The following is a 14,558-nucleotide window of genomic DNA, read 5'->3' as shown; positions in this document are numbered from 1 at the left end:
ATGGATTGATACTTCATGACGATTTTTGGACTCAGCCATTATAAATATATTGTATAAATAGCTGTATATTTGCGCCATGTTACAAGACAAGATAACACAGTATACCGCAGAAATAAATGCTTTCTCCACCGATAAAGCAGATGAATTAGAGCAATTCCGTATAAAATTCCTTGGTACTAAGGGAATTATCAAAGATATTTTTGATGAGTTTAAAGCCGTTTCACCAGAGGAAAAAAGAACTCTGGGGAAGGTTTTGAATGAATTTAAACAACTGGCAGAAACAAAATATCAGACACTTAAAGATCAGGGTGGGGTAGCAGAAGTTTCAACAGATGCCGGTATAGATTTAACCTTGCCCGGCGAAGGCTTTGAAGTTGGAGCCCGCCATCCTTTGGCATTGGTTAGAAGAGAAATTATAGAGATTTTTAATAAACTGGGTTTTATTGTAGCAGAAGGCCCGGAGATTGAGGATGACTGGCACAATTTCTCTGCCTTGAACTTTCCTGAAGAGCACCCGGCAAGAGATATGCAGGATACTTTCTTTATTAAAAAAGGAGGAGAAAAAGGGGACATCGCTTTGCGTACCCATACTTCATCTGTTCAGGTAAGGATGATGGAGGCTGGTAAGCCGCCATTCAGAGCAATTATGCCGGGTCGTGTGTATCGTAATGAGGCCATTTCGGCCAGGGCACATTGCTTTTTCCATCAGGTAGAAGGCTTGTATGTTGATGAGAATGTTTCATTTGCTGATTTAAAGCAAACCTTGTTCTATTTTGTTCAGGAACTTTATGGTGAAGGTACAAAAGTTCGTTTCCGCCCATCTTATTTCCCTTTTACAGAGCCATCAGCAGAAATGGATATTTCTTGTACAATCTGCAAAGGTGCAGGCTGTCAGATGTGTAAGTATAGTGGTTGGGTTGAGATTTTAGGTTGCGGTATGGTAGACCCTAATGTTTTGGAGAATTGCAGTATTGACAGTAAGAAATATAGTGGATTTGCATTTGGAATGGGTATTGAGCGCATTGCCAACCTAAAATTCGAAATTAAGGATCTGCGCTTGTTTTCTGAAAATGATGCCCGCTTTTTAAAGCAGTATAAAACATCATTAATATAATGATTAAAAAAATACTCGGAATATTTCTCTTGGTGATCACTTTTTGGGGATGTGGCAAAGAAAGTGAAATGATTCCGAATGTTTTTGTTGAATATAATATTACCGTTCAGGAATTTAAGATTAAGCAAAAGAACAATGTACTGCTGGTAGATAATCAGGGAGTTAAAGGCCTGATGATTGTAGCTATTGCTGGTGGGTATAGGGCTTTCGATAGGGCTAGTTCTGTAAATCCTCAGAATGGTGGATGTGCAGTTGTTCCGGATTCAACCGGAATTACAGCTACAGATCCTTGTACAGGAGCTAAATTTTTATTGTTAGATGGAACCCCTCAAAAGGCTCCGGCTGTACGCAATTTAAAATCTTATACTACGTCACTTCGTGGTGGCCTGACTATAAACGTAAGTAATTAATGGAACCAGAGAAAATAAAGGAAAGTATAATCAGGTCTGCAAAAGAACTATTCAGAAAGTACGGCTATCATAAAACAAGTGTTAATGAAATTGCCAGAAAAGCGAGAATAGCTAAAGCAACTATATACAAGTATTTTGAAAGTAAAGAGCAAATTCTGGATGCTATCCTGATGAATTATCTGGACCTGAACCTTCATGAAATTTTAAAAAATAAAGCTCAGTTTGCTGATGAGGAAGAACACCTTAAGGCGCTGGTAATGAAAACATGCAGGCTTACTTATACTGTTTGTAATGAATTTATAGGCTGGGATTTTGTTAGAGAAAATGCAAACTCTCAGGACTTTTTAAAACATCTATCTGATCAGTTAGAGTCCTTATTGCTTTCGGCTTATCTGGAACTTGATCATTTTAAGAATAACCCATCACGCAAAGAAGGCCTGGCATTTCTGTTAAAAGCAAGTAAAAGCATTGTTTTCTCTTTCGCATTTACATCCGTAAGCGACTCAGATGTACGTAAGAACTTTGTAAGTTTTCAGAAAGAACTTCTTCCATTCTTAGTTAAAGCGGCATTATAGTTTTCTTTACAAAACCTTAACGTATACCGTTTTGGTATCCGGTATAAAAACCTGTATATTTGATTTAATTGTCAATATATTATGAGTAAAGAGGTTTTGGAGATTTCTGTAATGGTTGATGAGAAGTTTGATATGAGCTTTAATCTGGTTGATGGCTTTTTTGGTTTAATCCTTAAAGTTTTTGGTAAGTAGAGTTTGATATTGAATTTTCTTTTCTCTGAAAGGTGTTTGATTACCTGATGGAGACGGGTATGTCTGAAATTTTATCTAATTTTGCGGCATAATGAGTAGAAATAGAAAAGCCGGAACAGTAACCATCATTCCTAATCTTAGTATTATTGATATTGCCGAAGAGGGCAAGGGGGTTGGTAAAGCAGATGAGTTAGTTGTTTTTGTTGATAAAGCCGTACCGGGCGATGTGGTTGATGTTCGCGTAGTAAAGAAAAAGAAAAATTTTGCTGAAGCAGTAATTGAAAACTTAAGCAAGGCTTCTGATTTAAGAGTTGATCCTTTTTGTGAGCACTTTGGTACTTGTGGTGGTTGTAAATGGCAGCACATGGGCTATGATGCTCAGTTGAAATTTAAACATAAAAATGTTGAGGCTGCTTTACAGCGCCTGGCAAAAATTGATACTTCTGCAATGGAGCCGATTTTAGGTTCTGCAAAAAATAAGTATTATCGCAATAAGCTTGAGTACACGTTTTCTAATAAGCGATGGTTGAACAAGCAGGATATGGCAGATAGACCGGAGGATTTAACAGGCCCAAATGAGGATTTGGAAATGAATGCCCTGGGTTTTCATGTGCCATTAAGGTTTGATAAGATTTTAGATATACAACATTGTTATTTACAGGCAGAGCCTTCTAATACTTTAAGAAATAGTGTTAGGGCATATGCTTTGGAAAATGGTCTGTCTTTTTATGATCTGCGTAATCATGAAGGTAATCTAAGGAACCTGATTATCCGTACTTCTTCGACAGGAGAGGTAATGGTGGTGGTTGTTTTTGCTTATGCAGAACAAGAGCAGGTAGATGGGTTGATGGAACATTTGAAATTAAACTTCCCTGAAATTACTTCATTACTTTATATCCTTAACCAGAAAAAGAATGATACTATTTTTGATCAGGATGTAATTACATACAATGGCCGAGATCATATTTTTGAGGAAATGGATGGCCTGAAGTTTAAAATTGGGGCAAAGTCTTTTTATCAGACCAATTCTGATCAGGCCCATGAATTATATAAAATAACTAAAGAGTTTGCAGGTTTTACCGGTAATGAGCTCGTTTATGATTTATATACTGGTGCAGGTACCATTGCTAATTTTGTTGCCAGAAGTGTAAAAGAGGTAGTGGGGATTGAGTATGTGCCAACGGCAATTGAAGATGCTAAGTTTAACTCTGACCTGAATAAAATAGAAAATACGATTTTCTATGCAGGTGATATGAAGGATATATTAACCAGAGAGTTTATTGCAAGTCATGGTAAACCTGATGTGGTGATTACAGATCCGCCAAGAGCTGGAATGCATGCAGATGTTGTGGAAAGGCTGCTTGAAATGGAAGCCGAAAAAATTGTTTATGTGAGTTGTAATGCAGCTACACAGGCAAGGGATTTGGCCCTGTTAAAAGAAAAATATGAGGTTGTTCGCATTAAACCTGTTGATATGTTTCCGCATACACAACATGTTGAAAATGTAGTGCTGCTTAAATTTGTAGGTAGTTCATTGAATGATACTTTAGAGAATAATTAAGATGGATATAGAAGAATTATTGCCGCAGGAACCAGAAGGAGGAAAGGCTGAAGAGAAAAAGCAAAGCCCTTTAGTAAGCCTTGAAAAGGATTTAGATTTATATGCCGACTCTATTAAAGAGGTTGCGGTAGAAATAATGGTTGAAGGAATTTCTGCTAATCCTATTTTTATAGCTCATCAGTATGTGGTGAATATTGGAGAGGTAATTTTAGATAGAAAAGAACTGAATACCGAATGGACTATACAGGCTTCTACTTTCGAAGAGTTTGTAGAGAAAGGCATAATTCAGCAGGATAAAAAAGCATTGTTCCTAAAGAGCTACAAAAAGCCGGAAGACTTTATGTGTGTTTTTGTTATTGTACCTGAAGGGGCTAATTTTATTTATTACCCTTATAAAAATAAAGGGTAATTATTCTTTTAAAAAAAGCAGATTTGCTACTCTGGTATGATTTAAAATAAGGCCATCAATTTGATGGCTTTTGTTTCTTCTGAAGTTGAATTCCATGCCTGTATCCGGAAGATAATAATAGTCCTTGTTGCCGGAAGCGCTTATTTGCTGTGTGCTGCCCATTATCTTCAGATTGAGTTCCCCTTTATTTGTTAATAATATTGTATAGTGAGCATCAATTTCACGGTTGTAAAAATTTCCGCAGTATTGGCTTAATGTATTAATGTCTTCTTTTTCAGGGTCAATTCTTTTTGCCAACGTAAGTTTTCCTTCCTGAGTGATTAACATTTTTTGGGAACGATTATCTTGGATGTGACTAAATTCAAAGGTGATGTCTTTTTGCCCTTTTATATAAAATAAAGAATCGTTAAGTGGTAAAATAGGATACCCCTGCTGGTTCCATTTTTGAAGAACAGTTAAGCTGTCTTTACTGCTGATATCAAAAACCATGTTTTGGCTTCCTTCTACCAGATAACTCCCTGCATAAGGTAAAGTACTTATATTGAGCTTAAATTCGCTAACCGCTTGTTCTTCAATGGGTTTTTCTGATTCTTGCTTTGCTAATGTTGATTTGGTATCGGGATAGAGATCATTGTAGATGCTCGTAAATATATTGTAGCCTGAGAAAGTACCATTGTTGCTCATGATAATAATACCGAGATCCTTTTTGGGGAAATAAGCCATGTAACTATGGTAACCTGGTAAATCGCCGCCATGAGAGATCAATTTTTGATTTTGATAGGTGGTGATTCTCACTCCGCCAGCATAGTTTATTGGTTTACCATCGTTGTTTACGGCCGGTGTTAGTATTTTTTCCCATACTTTATTACCCAAAACCTTGTGGTTTTTCATTTCGTTGAACCATTTGTCCCAATCTGTGATCTGGCTATAAACATTCGAATGACCTATTATTGAAGTCTGAGGATTGTATTTTACGTATTGATTATTATCAAAAATATATCCGTTGGCTTTATTTTGTACCTGGTGAGTACGTGAAAAACCTGTGTTGGTCATTTTTAGGGGTTTAAAAAGATGCGTATTAGCAAATTGGCTAAGATCCTGGCCGGTTACAATGGTTACAATTTTAGAAAGTAAAAAATAGCCTGAATTAGTATAGCTTTCCTGGTCGCCAGCCGGAAAGTTTAATGATGGCTGGCGCGAAAGTGCCGCGTAAGCCTGCTGATCGGTAGTTTTACCATTCTCCTCCATATCCTTAAGCCAGAGTAATGTAGTAAAATCTTTAATGCCACTTTGATGGTGAATAAGTTGAGCAATGGTAATGGTATCTGCGTAAGCAGGAAGATCTTTGAAATACGTGGAAAGATGGTCACTTGTTTTCAGTTTTCCTTGTTCTTCGAGCAAATAAATGCAGGCTGCAGTGAATTGTTTGGATACTGAGCACATATTAAAACGCGTTTCTGATGTGTTTTTACGTTTTGTAGTCAGATCTGCCAATCCTGCCCCATTAGCGTAAACGAGCTTTTCTTTTTGCACAATACCAACCGCCAGTCCTGGCATATTGCTCTTAGAAATATTAGCTAAAATGCTGTCAATCTTTTTTTTATGGATAAATTGACCATTAACAATATTTGCGAAAAAAAGTAAGGTAATGATTAAGGGCGCAGAGGAGTTCTTCATAAATGTGGCGTCTATATGATTATAGACGATAGAGCTGAAATAATGGTTGCAGGCAAAAATAAAAAATCCTGCCAAACATCCATTTGGCAGGATCAACTAAAAACTAAACTAAAATTTTATTATAATCGGTTGACATCTCCGCTTTTGCCAGAGTTGTTTTTTACAGATGCACTTCCTTTGTAGTTTATATCACTACCTCCACTGGCACTTGCTTCTAATGCCTTATTTACATGGATGTTTGCATCAGATCCACCGCTTGAACTTACTTTTGCATAATCAACTACAAAATTCAGGGCGTTAACATCGCTTCCGCCACTGGTAGATGCCTGCATATTTGTAGCACTTCCTTTTAAATCAATATCAGAGCCGCCACTTGCATGTATTTCAATATCTTTTGTAATTACTTCCATTTTTAGATCTGAGCCTCCGGAAGCACTTAGCGACAATCTATCTGTTTTGAGTGTATTTTCAGTATATACGTCACTACCTCCACTTGCTGATAAACCTTTAAGTGTTTTGTAATTGATGTAAACCTTTATACTTTGGTTTTTAAATAATCGGCCCCAGTTAACTCCGTCTTTATACCTGATTCTTAAAGTACTGTTTCCTTCTTTTTCGATAATAACATCTTTAATAAGGTCGGCATGAGCATTGATTCTAATGTTCTCTGAATTACTTTGGGTTAGGTATAGATCTATGCCACTTGAAACCGAAATTTCAGTAAAATTGGTAATAGAAATGTCTTTATTTTGCTGGGCTTTTAATGATATTGCAGATACAGAAAATACAAGGAGCGTTAACGCTAATTTGAGTATAGATGATGTTTTCATATCGGTTTTAGGTTGAGGGTTTATTGATTAGACGCAACAAAGGTGTAAACGTTGCAAGATTTGTAAACTTTTTTTAAACCCATATAAAAATATTTTTATCTAAGTTTGAATATGAGCCTTAAAATGGTTCTTTTTGTAGCATAAACAATGTGATACCAGATGGCAGAATCTCAATTACTTATTCTAGATAAAAAACAGATACAGCAAAAGATCAACAGAATTGCATACCAGATTCTGGAAGACAATTTAGACGAGAAGGAAATTGTGTTGGCCGGAATATGGGATAGGGGCTATAAATTAGCCTTGCGCCTGAAGAAGGTTTTGACAAAGATTTCTGGTCTGAAAATTACAATGCTTAGAATTGACCTTGACAGGCTGAATACTAAATTGGTTGCCAATACTGATTTAGATGAGTCGCACTGGAAAAATAAGGTGATTATAATTGTTGATGATGTGTTAAATAGTGGTAAAACACTTGCTTACGGACTTGGGGTTTTCCTGAATACGCCTCATAAAAAAATCCGCACTGTTGTACTGGTAGACAGGAGCCATAAAATTTTCCCTATTGCTACAGACTTTGTTGGACTTCAACTGGCTACTGTTTTAAAAGAACATGTTGATGTGGTTATGGATGTTGAGGGTGAGGAAGACAGGGTTTATTTAAGCTAACGGTTTGCATTTGAGGCTAATTTTTCTCATTTTAGGGGATGTACCAGTCCCAAAAAAGCCCTGTAATTTTTAAGTTCTTTTCCTGGTATGTTACATATATCATAAGGAAGGACTTTTCTTCGTACAATTTTAATACACTTCAAATTAAAGAAAATGAAGCTGTACTGTTATTGGCCAATCATTTTAGTTGGTGGGATGGCTTTTTGATGTTTTATTTAAATAAAAAGTTGTTTAAAAAGCAGTTTCATGTATTGGTTACAAAAGAAGATTATGAGAAATTATGGTTTTTAAAATATTTAGGGGCATTTGCTGCTGAAACAAAAGGGAAGGATGTGGTGCAAACATTAACATATGCCGGTGAATTACTGGATAACCCGGATAATTTGTTACTGATGTTTCCTCAGGGAAAGCTTTATACAAGTTATATTGGTAGTGTTACTTTTGAGAAAGGAGTGATGCAGGTTGTAAATGCCTCGAAGAAAAAATTTCAGACTATATTTTCGGCTAATCTTACAGATTATTTTGGACAACGAAAACCAGAGGCCAGAAGTTACCTGGCAGCCTGGGAAGCGGAAGAATATGTGAGCCTTCAGTTACTGAAAAGCGAGTATAATAAACATTATGGGTACGCAGTTAAAAGTCAGGTTAAGGCAGTATGATCACTTTTGTTTATGCTGTTCTTGTGTTTCTTGTGCTGCGGTTTTCTGTTACCCTGTTTAATTTCCTGTCCAATCCAAAACTGGGCTATTATGGAAAGCATTTTACAGATAAGGTTTCAATTATCATTTCCTTATCAGATGTAAATGATGACCCTACTTTATTAATTACTTCTATCAATGCTCAGGACTATGCTGATGTAGAAATTATTGTTAAAAGATATGAGGAAACGTTAGAGGTTGCTACAGCTAAGGCAATAGGGAGTTTTATTCTGTTTCTGGATGTAAATGCTCTGATTAGTAAGGGTTTGATAAATAATCTTATATGTAGAGCTAAGGTGTTTAATCTTGATCAGCTAAGCATAATTCCTACTCGCAGTTTTAACAGTTTTATTAGTCGTTTGGTTTATCCTTTAAGTGATTTCGTGCTGTTAAATCTTTTGCCATTAAGGTTGGTAAGGCTAACCAGGAAGCAAATATTTGCAGCTACCAATACCGGGTGCATGTTATTTAAAGCAAGCAGCTACATAAAGAACGAAGATGAGGGTAGTATTGGCCAACTTAAAGCCGAAGTTTTGTTGGCAAATAAGTTCATTTGTATTGATGAAAAGGTGAGTTTTGATAAGATCTCATCGCAGTTGCTGGTAAGTCTTGGTAACAACATTTTGGCTGTATTTATTTACCTGTTGCTGGTTATTGCAGGCCCTGTTGTTGTGTTGGCTAATTTTGAACCGGTATTTTTAGTTTTACCGGTTGGCCTGATTTTTTTAAGCAGGATAATGATATCATTCCTTACTGCACAAAACCCTTTTGTTAATGTTTTACTACACCCATTTCAAATGATAATGCTTTTGTTATTGTTATTAAAAGGGCTTTGGATTAAGGTATTGACATCAGTTAGACATAAGTTGTAAGGATATAAAACTCTTTTTGTGTAATTTTGTATATTATTAGTGTCAGAAAAGGATGAAATACGATTTAACCGTTACTATAGATAAAGCTTCGGGCTTTTGCTTTGGGGTAGTTTATGCTATTGATATGGCTGAAGATATTTTAGATCATGAGGACTACCTGTATTGTTTGGGCGACATTGTGCACAACGATGAGGAAGTTAAGCGATTAACTGATAAAGGTTTGAGGATAATAGACCATGAACAGTTACAGGAGTTAAGAAATGAGAAAGTTCTGATCAGAGCACATGGTGAAGCTCCATCAACCTATGAGCTTGCTTTGAAAAATCAACTAACACTTATTGATGCTTCTTGTCCGGTTGTTTTAAAATTGCAGAACAGGATTAAAAACTCACATGATGATGAGGAACAAATCTTGATTTTTGGTAAACACGGACATGCAGAGGTAGTGGGCCTACAGGGACAGACTGATGGAAAGGCAATCGTTTTTCAGGATCTGGCTGAATTGGATCAGGTAGATCTGCCTTCTAAATTCACTTTGTATAGTCAAACTACTAAGAGTACAGATAAATTTTATCAGATAAAAGATGAGCTTTTAAGCAGGGGATATGATGTGAAAGCAAATGATACGATTTGCAGACAGGTGTCGAATCGCTATACTGATCTGGAAAAATTTGTAGTAAACTATGACAAGATCATATTTGTTTCGGGTAAAAAATCATCGAATGGGAAGGTTTTGTATGATGTTTGCAAAAAGTACAATAACAACTCCTATTTCATTTCAAATATTGAGGAAATAGATTTCAGCTGGTTTTCTCCTAAAGATAAAGTTGGAATTTGCGGTGCTACCTCTACGCCTATGTGGCTTATGGAAGAGGTTAAAAGCTTTCTTCAGAATCATTAAAAAGTAATTATTGTTTTTACCGAAGATTATAAAAGTATAATAAGTTAATTTTGGGCCATATTATGGGAAAAAAGGGCGTTTTATTGGTGAATTTGGGAACTCCGGACAGTCCGGAAGTTAAAGATGTACGAAAGTATCTTGATCAGTTTTTGATGGATGAGCGTGTAATTGATATTAATGCTTTTAAGCGCACATTGTTGGTTAAAAGTATAATTGTCCCATTCCGTAGCCCTAAAACCTCAAAATTATATAAAGAAATCTGGGATGAAAACGGGTCGCCATTACTGTATTACAGTAAAATACAAGCAGCCTTAGTTCAGGAGAAATTGGGTGATGAATATCATGTGGAACTGGCAATGAGGTATCAGAATCCTTCCATCCAATCTGCTTTAGATAAAATGAAGGCTGGCCTGGTTGAAAGTATAAAAGTAATTCCTTTATTCCCTCAATACGCTTCTGCCAGTACAGGTTCCGTTATACAAAGTGTGATGGAAATTGTGAGCAAATGGACCACTATACCATCCGTCTCGTTTGTGAATTCTTTTCATGATAATGAATTGATGCTCGAGGTTTTTGCAGAAAATGCAAGAAAGTATCAGCCTGAGACTTATGATCATGTATTGTTTAGTTTTCATGGACTTCCTGAGCGTCAGCTTTTAAAGTGTGATCATACCGGTAATTATTGCCTGAAAAAAGACAATTGCTGTGATACTTTAAATGATACTAATAAATTCTGCTACTCTGCCCAAGGACATGATACAGCAAGATTGCTTGCAGAGAAGTTGAACGTTTCTAAAGAAAATTATACGGTTTGTTTCCAATCTCGTTTAGGTAAAGAGCCATGGGTGCAGCCATACACAACTGATGTGTTAAAGAAACTTGCAGCTGAAGGTAAAAAACGCCTGCTGGTATTTAGTCCTGCTTTTGTTGCAGATTGTTTAGAAACACTTTATGAAATTACAGTTGAATATCATGAAGAATTTAAAGCGTTAGGTGGTGAACACGTTCAGTTGGTTGAGAGCCTAAATGATCATCCGAAGTTTATTGATGCACTTGTAGAATTAGCGGTTAGCTAGAAGTTTTGTGCTATGTATTTAATGATCTGATCTGTGGATCCGGTTTTAGAATTTACATAGTTTTTTGCTTCAATTCCTGCTGTTTTATGCGTAGCAAATTTGTTAAATGCACTGGTTAATTCCTGCGCGCTATTAATGCTGATTGCGGCATTTATAGAGATCAGGTCTTTTGCTTCCTGAAATTTATCGTATTTAGGGCCAAAAATTACTGGTATCCCATATGCTGCGGCCTCAAGGGTATTGTGGATGCCTACACCAAAACCACCTCCTATATAAGCCATTTTACCATATTGATAAATAGACGATAGTAGACCAATGTTATCTATTATTAACGTTTGGGTATCTGATGGCTGATCTGTGAGTGCCGAATATTTAACAGCATTTGGAATAAGTTTTACAATCTCGTCAATATGACTTTTGTCTATTTCATGTGGCGCAATGATGAATTTCCAATCCGGATTGCTGTTAATAAGTTCCGCCAACAAACGCTCATCAGCTGGCCATGTACTTCCTGCTATAAGAGTATTCGTGTTGCCACAGAATTTTCTGATCGTTTCAAATTCCTTTGGTGATTCTGCATTCTCTGCAACGCGATCAAACCTGGTGTCGCCACTAATACTTACGTTCTGTAAGTTTATTTGACTCAGTAGCTGCTTACTTTCTTCGTTCTGGACAAAGAAGTGAGTGACAAAACTTAAAATTTTGCGGTTAAATGAGCCATACCATTTAAAAAAGATCTGGTTTGGCCTGAAAATGCCGGATATAATATAAAGTGGAATGCCGGATTTGTGAAGAGCCTCGAAATAATGATACCAATATTCGTATTTAGTAAATACCGCTATTTCAGGATTTATTGCAGCAATAAGTTGTTTGGCATTGCTGGGAGTGTCAAGTGGTAAATAAAATACCCCGTTGGCCAGGGCATAATTTTTCCGGATTTCATATCCCGATGGAGAGAAGAAAGTAATTACAATTTGCTTGTGCGGATAGGTGCTTTTAATCTTTTCTAATAAAGGCCTCCCTTGCTCAAATTCACCGAGCGAAGCAAAGTGAAACCAGATGCTAGACCGTACAGGGTCAACCTTTTCTTGTATTTTTTTGAAAATATTCTTCCTTCCTTGAACAAAAAGTTTAGCTTTATTATTGAACAGGGAGAATATTTTAATAATTAAACCATAAAGTTGAATCGCGCTATTATAAAGCAAAAGCATTTTGTGTTTATTTCTTATCTTAGCCGAAGATACTTCAATAAAATTAAAACCGAATTAATATATGAAAATAGCCGTAATAGGAACAGGGTACGTAGGTTTAGTTACCGGTACCTGCTTGGCAGAAACAGGTAACGATGTAATATGCGTAGATGTTAATGAAGCCAAAGTACTCAAAATGCAAAAAGGTGAAGTTCCTATTTATGAACCCGGACTAGACGTTCTATTTCACAGAAATATTGCTCAGGGAAGATTGGTTTTTACTACTGATCTTGCAGCCGGGATTAAGGATGCCCAAATTATTTTTATGGCTTTGCCAACGCCTCCAGGTGGCGATGGTGCAGCAGATTTGTCGTATATTTTAGGAGCAGCAAAAGATATTTCTAAGCTGGTTACTGAATATAAGGTGATTATTAATAAATCAACAGTTCCCGTTGGAACTGCTGATAAGGTTCAGGCAGTATTTAAAGCAAATACTTCAGTTGAAATTGATGTGGTTTCTAATCCTGAATTTTTACGCGAAGGTGTTGCGGTTGAAGATTTTATGAAACCTGATAGGGTGGTTATTGGTACAAGCAGCGAAAGAGCAAAGAAATTGCTTATGGAATTGTATGGTCCATATGTTAGACAGGGAAATCCGATATTATTTATGGATGAGCGCTCGTCTGAATTAACAAAATATGCTGCCAACTCATTTCTTGCTACCAAAATCACATTTATGAACGAAGTGGCTAACCTATGCGAAATTGTAGGAGCTGATGTTGATGCAGTTCGTAAAGGTATTGGTTCTGATGCCAGAATTGGTAAAAGATTCTTGTTCCCTGGTATTGGTTATGGCGGAAGTTGTTTCCCTAAAGATGTACAGGCATTAGCTAAAGCTGCAGATGAGCATAACTACGATTTTCAGATTCTGACAGCAGTAATGAAAGTGAATGAAAAACAGAAAATTGTTCTGGTTGATAAGCTTTTAAAATACTATAAAAATGATTTGAAAGGTAAGCATTTCGCGTTATGGGGCTTAGCTTTTAAACCTGAGACGGATGATATACGTGAGGCACCGGCATTATATATTATTGATGAGTTGGTAAAACATGGAGCAACAGTTACTGTATTTGATCCCGAAGGTATGGCCAACGTGAAAGCATTGGTTGGAGATAAAATCCAGTATGCAAGCAATCAGTATGAAGCCTTAGAAGGTGCTGATGCTTTATTGATCGCGACAGAATGGTCTGTTTTCAGAAATCCTGATTTTGAAAGAATGGAACAATCTTTAACTAATAAGGTTATTTTTGACGGGCGTAACTTATACGATCTGGAAAAGATGATTGAATTAGGTTATTACTATAACAGTGTAGGCCGTAAGCTTGTAGACTAATGGGACGGAAAAAAGTTTTAATTACCGGGGCAGCCGGTTTTTTAGGATCGCATTTGTGCGATAGATTTATAAAAGAAGGTTATTATGTTATAGGTATGGATAACCTGATAACAGGGGACCTTAAAAATATAGAGCATCTATTTGGGCTGGAAAGTTTCGAGTTTGCACACCATGATGTTTCGAAATTTGTTCATGTACCCGGTAAATTAGATTATATCTTGCATTTTGCTTCGCCTGCAAGCCCTATAGATTATTTGAAAATTCCTATTCAGACTTTAAAGGTTGGATCATTAGGGACACACAATTTATTGGGTTTAGCAAAAAATAAAAAAGCAAGAATGCTGATTGCTTCTACTTCTGAAGTATACGGCGATCCAAATGTAAACCCACAGCCTGAAGAATATTGGGGTAATGTAAACCCCGTTGGGCCAAGAGGTGTTTATGATGAAGCCAAACGTTTTCAGGAAGCAATGACAATGGCTTACCATACCTTTCATGGTGTTGAAACTCGCATTGTAAGAATTTTTAATACATACGGCCCTAGAATGCGATTAAATGACGGACGTGTTTTACCTGCTTTTATCGGTCAGGCATTGCGAGGCGAAGACCTAACTGTGTTTGGAGATGGTTCTCAAACCAGGTCGTTCTGTTATGTTGATGATTTGATAGAAGGTATTTACAGGTTATTGTTAAGTGATTACGCGATGCCGGTCAATATTGGAAACCCGGATGAGATTACCATTAAACAATTTGGTGAGGAGATTATTAAGCTAACAGGAACAAGTCAGAAACTTGTTTTAAGAGATTTACCTGTGGATGATCCAAAACAACGCCGCCCGGATATCACAAAAGCAAGAGAGATTTTAGGCTGGGAGCCAAAAGTTAGCCGTGAAGAAGGACTAAAAATTACTTACGAATATTTTAAATCGCTGCCTACCGAAGCTTTAATAAATAAAGAACATAAAGATTTTACAACATATAACCGTTAACA

At 36.6% G+C, this 14,558-nt stretch carries 16 protein-coding genes; 13 read left to right on the top strand and 3 right to left on the bottom strand.

Annotated features, from left to right (window positions below; genetic code table 11):
- Positions 1-76: 76 nt before the first annotated feature.
- From pheS to CPT03_RS15145, 6 genes are all read left to right on the top strand, one after another.
- Positions 77-1,114 carry a phenylalanine--tRNA ligase subunit alpha gene (pheS, locus tag CPT03_RS15170; protein WP_099439624.1) on the top strand — a complete coding sequence of 346 codons (1,038 nt, stop codon included), beginning with the start codon at positions 77-79 and terminating at the stop codon, positions 1,112-1,114.
- The gene (locus CPT03_RS15165; RefSeq protein ID WP_099439623.1) at positions 1,114-1,524 is read left to right on the top strand and encodes a hypothetical protein; all 411 of its coding nucleotides are present in this window, start codon (positions 1,114-1,116) and stop codon (positions 1,522-1,524) included. Before pheS ends, CPT03_RS15165 begins: the two co-directional genes overlap by 1 nt.
- Positions 1,524-2,099: a TetR/AcrR family transcriptional regulator gene (locus tag CPT03_RS15160; RefSeq protein ID WP_048903726.1), complete on the top strand. Its 576-nt coding sequence runs from the start codon at positions 1,524-1,526 to the stop codon at positions 2,097-2,099. Before CPT03_RS15165 ends, CPT03_RS15160 begins: the two co-directional genes overlap by 1 nt.
- Positions 2,100-2,180: 81 nt before the next feature.
- Positions 2,181-2,291 (top strand): phenylalanyl-tRNA synthetase subunit alpha, encoded by a 111-nt coding sequence (locus tag CPT03_RS15155; protein WP_099439622.1) that lies wholly within the window; start codon positions 2,181-2,183, stop codon positions 2,289-2,291.
- Positions 2,292-2,382: 91 nt separating this feature from the next.
- Positions 2,383-3,852: a 23S rRNA (uracil(1939)-C(5))-methyltransferase RlmD gene (gene rlmD / locus CPT03_RS15150; RefSeq protein ID WP_099439621.1), complete on the top strand. Its 1,470-nt coding sequence runs from the start codon at positions 2,383-2,385 to the stop codon at positions 3,850-3,852.
- Position 3,853: 1 nt separating this feature from the next.
- On the top strand, positions 3,854-4,261 hold the full coding sequence (locus CPT03_RS15145) for a hypothetical protein (RefSeq protein WP_099439620.1): 408 nt from the start codon (positions 3,854-3,856) through the stop codon (positions 4,259-4,261).
- Here the strand turns inward: CPT03_RS15145 and CPT03_RS15140 are convergent, their stop codons facing one another.
- On the bottom strand, positions 4,262-5,938 hold the full coding sequence (locus tag CPT03_RS15140) for a serine hydrolase domain-containing protein (protein WP_099439619.1): 1,677 nt from the start codon (positions 5,936-5,938) through the stop codon (positions 4,262-4,264).
- 119 nt (positions 5,939-6,057) lie between these two features.
- Entirely contained in the window at positions 6,058-6,768 is a 711-nt protein-coding gene (locus CPT03_RS15135; RefSeq protein WP_099439618.1) for a head GIN domain-containing protein, read from the bottom strand.
- 159 nt (positions 6,769-6,927) lie between these two features.
- Between CPT03_RS15135 and CPT03_RS15130 the strand changes: the two genes are divergently transcribed.
- From CPT03_RS15130 to hemH, 5 genes are all read left to right on the top strand, one after another.
- On the top strand, positions 6,928-7,437 hold the full coding sequence (locus tag CPT03_RS15130; protein WP_099439617.1) for a phosphoribosyltransferase family protein: 510 nt from the start codon (positions 6,928-6,930) through the stop codon (positions 7,435-7,437).
- A gap of 38 nt (positions 7,438-7,475) precedes the next feature.
- A complete protein-coding gene (locus CPT03_RS15125) occupies positions 7,476-8,096 on the top strand; it encodes a 1-acyl-sn-glycerol-3-phosphate acyltransferase (protein WP_099439616.1) in 621 nt (206 codons plus the stop codon).
- Entirely contained in the window at positions 8,093-9,007 is a 915-nt protein-coding gene (locus CPT03_RS15120) for a hypothetical protein (RefSeq protein ID WP_099439615.1), read from the top strand. Before CPT03_RS15125 ends, CPT03_RS15120 begins: the two co-directional genes overlap by 4 nt.
- 52 nt (positions 9,008-9,059) lie before the next feature.
- Positions 9,060-9,908 (top strand): 4-hydroxy-3-methylbut-2-enyl diphosphate reductase, encoded by an 849-nt coding sequence (locus tag CPT03_RS15115; protein ID WP_099439614.1) that lies wholly within the window; start codon positions 9,060-9,062, stop codon positions 9,906-9,908.
- A 62-nt stretch (positions 9,909-9,970) separates the two neighbouring features.
- The gene (hemH, locus tag CPT03_RS15110; RefSeq protein ID WP_099439613.1) at positions 9,971-10,984 is read left to right on the top strand and encodes a ferrochelatase; all 1,014 of its coding nucleotides are present in this window, start codon (positions 9,971-9,973) and stop codon (positions 10,982-10,984) included.
- On the opposite strand, the gene CPT03_RS15105 is transcribed toward hemH, so the two are convergent.
- Complete coding sequence (locus tag CPT03_RS15105; protein ID WP_099439612.1) at positions 10,981-12,195, bottom strand: 3-deoxy-D-manno-octulosonic acid transferase; 1,215 nt, start codon at positions 12,193-12,195, stop codon at positions 10,981-10,983. The genes hemH and CPT03_RS15105 overlap by 4 nt on opposite strands.
- A 61-nt stretch (positions 12,196-12,256) precedes the next feature.
- On the opposite strand from CPT03_RS15105, the gene CPT03_RS15100 reads away from it, so the two are divergent.
- Positions 12,257-13,567 (top strand): UDP-glucose dehydrogenase family protein, encoded by a 1,311-nt coding sequence (locus CPT03_RS15100; protein WP_099439611.1) that lies wholly within the window; start codon positions 12,257-12,259, stop codon positions 13,565-13,567.
- Positions 13,567-14,556: a UDP-glucuronic acid decarboxylase family protein gene (locus CPT03_RS15095; RefSeq protein ID WP_099439610.1), complete on the top strand. Its 990-nt coding sequence runs from the start codon at positions 13,567-13,569 to the stop codon at positions 14,554-14,556. The genes CPT03_RS15100 and CPT03_RS15095 overlap by 1 nt, the downstream gene beginning before the upstream one ends.
- Positions 14,557-14,558 lie beyond the last annotated feature (2 nt).

Source organism: Pedobacter ginsengisoli (assembly GCF_002736205.1).
GTDB classification, from domain to species: domain Bacteria; phylum Bacteroidota; class Bacteroidia; order Sphingobacteriales; family Sphingobacteriaceae; genus Pedobacter; species Pedobacter ginsengisoli_A.
Note: the sequence above shows the minus strand (reverse complement) of the source record. Positions and strands in the feature narration are given on the sequence as shown.

Excerpts from the sequence above, each read along its gene's own strand:
- pheS (WP_099439624.1), top strand. The coding sequence starts at position 77 with ATGTTACAAGACAAGATAACACAGTATACCGCAGAAATAAATGCTTTC.
- CPT03_RS15165 (WP_099439623.1), top strand. The coding sequence starts at position 1,114 with ATGATTAAAAAAATACTCGGAATATTTCTCTTGGTGATCACTTTTTGG.
- CPT03_RS15160 (WP_048903726.1), top strand. The coding sequence starts at position 1,524 with ATGGAACCAGAGAAAATAAAGGAAAGTATAATCAGGTCTGCAAAAGAA.
- CPT03_RS15155 (WP_099439622.1), top strand. The coding sequence starts at position 2,181 with ATGAGTAAAGAGGTTTTGGAGATTTCTGTAATGGTTGATGAGAAGTTT.
- rlmD (WP_099439621.1), top strand. The coding sequence starts at position 2,383 with ATGAGTAGAAATAGAAAAGCCGGAACAGTAACCATCATTCCTAATCTT.
- CPT03_RS15145 (WP_099439620.1), top strand. The coding sequence starts at position 3,854 with ATGGATATAGAAGAATTATTGCCGCAGGAACCAGAAGGAGGAAAGGCT.
- CPT03_RS15140 (WP_099439619.1), bottom strand. The coding sequence starts at position 5,938 with ATGAAGAACTCCTCTGCGCCCTTAATCATTACCTTACTTTTTTTCGCA.
- CPT03_RS15135 (WP_099439618.1), bottom strand. The coding sequence starts at position 6,768 with ATGAAAACATCATCTATACTCAAATTAGCGTTAACGCTCCTTGTATTT.
- CPT03_RS15130 (WP_099439617.1), top strand. The coding sequence starts at position 6,928 with ATGGCAGAATCTCAATTACTTATTCTAGATAAAAAACAGATACAGCAA.
- CPT03_RS15125 (WP_099439616.1), top strand. The coding sequence starts at position 7,476 with ATGTACCAGTCCCAAAAAAGCCCTGTAATTTTTAAGTTCTTTTCCTGG.
- CPT03_RS15120 (WP_099439615.1), top strand. The coding sequence starts at position 8,093 with ATGATCACTTTTGTTTATGCTGTTCTTGTGTTTCTTGTGCTGCGGTTT.
- CPT03_RS15115 (WP_099439614.1), top strand. The coding sequence starts at position 9,060 with ATGAAATACGATTTAACCGTTACTATAGATAAAGCTTCGGGCTTTTGC.
- hemH (WP_099439613.1), top strand. The coding sequence starts at position 9,971 with ATGGGAAAAAAGGGCGTTTTATTGGTGAATTTGGGAACTCCGGACAGT.
- CPT03_RS15105 (WP_099439612.1), bottom strand. The coding sequence starts at position 12,195 with ATGCTTTTGCTTTATAATAGCGCGATTCAACTTTATGGTTTAATTATT.
- CPT03_RS15100 (WP_099439611.1), top strand. The coding sequence starts at position 12,257 with ATGAAAATAGCCGTAATAGGAACAGGGTACGTAGGTTTAGTTACCGGT.
- CPT03_RS15095 (WP_099439610.1), top strand. The coding sequence starts at position 13,567 with ATGGGACGGAAAAAAGTTTTAATTACCGGGGCAGCCGGTTTTTTAGGA.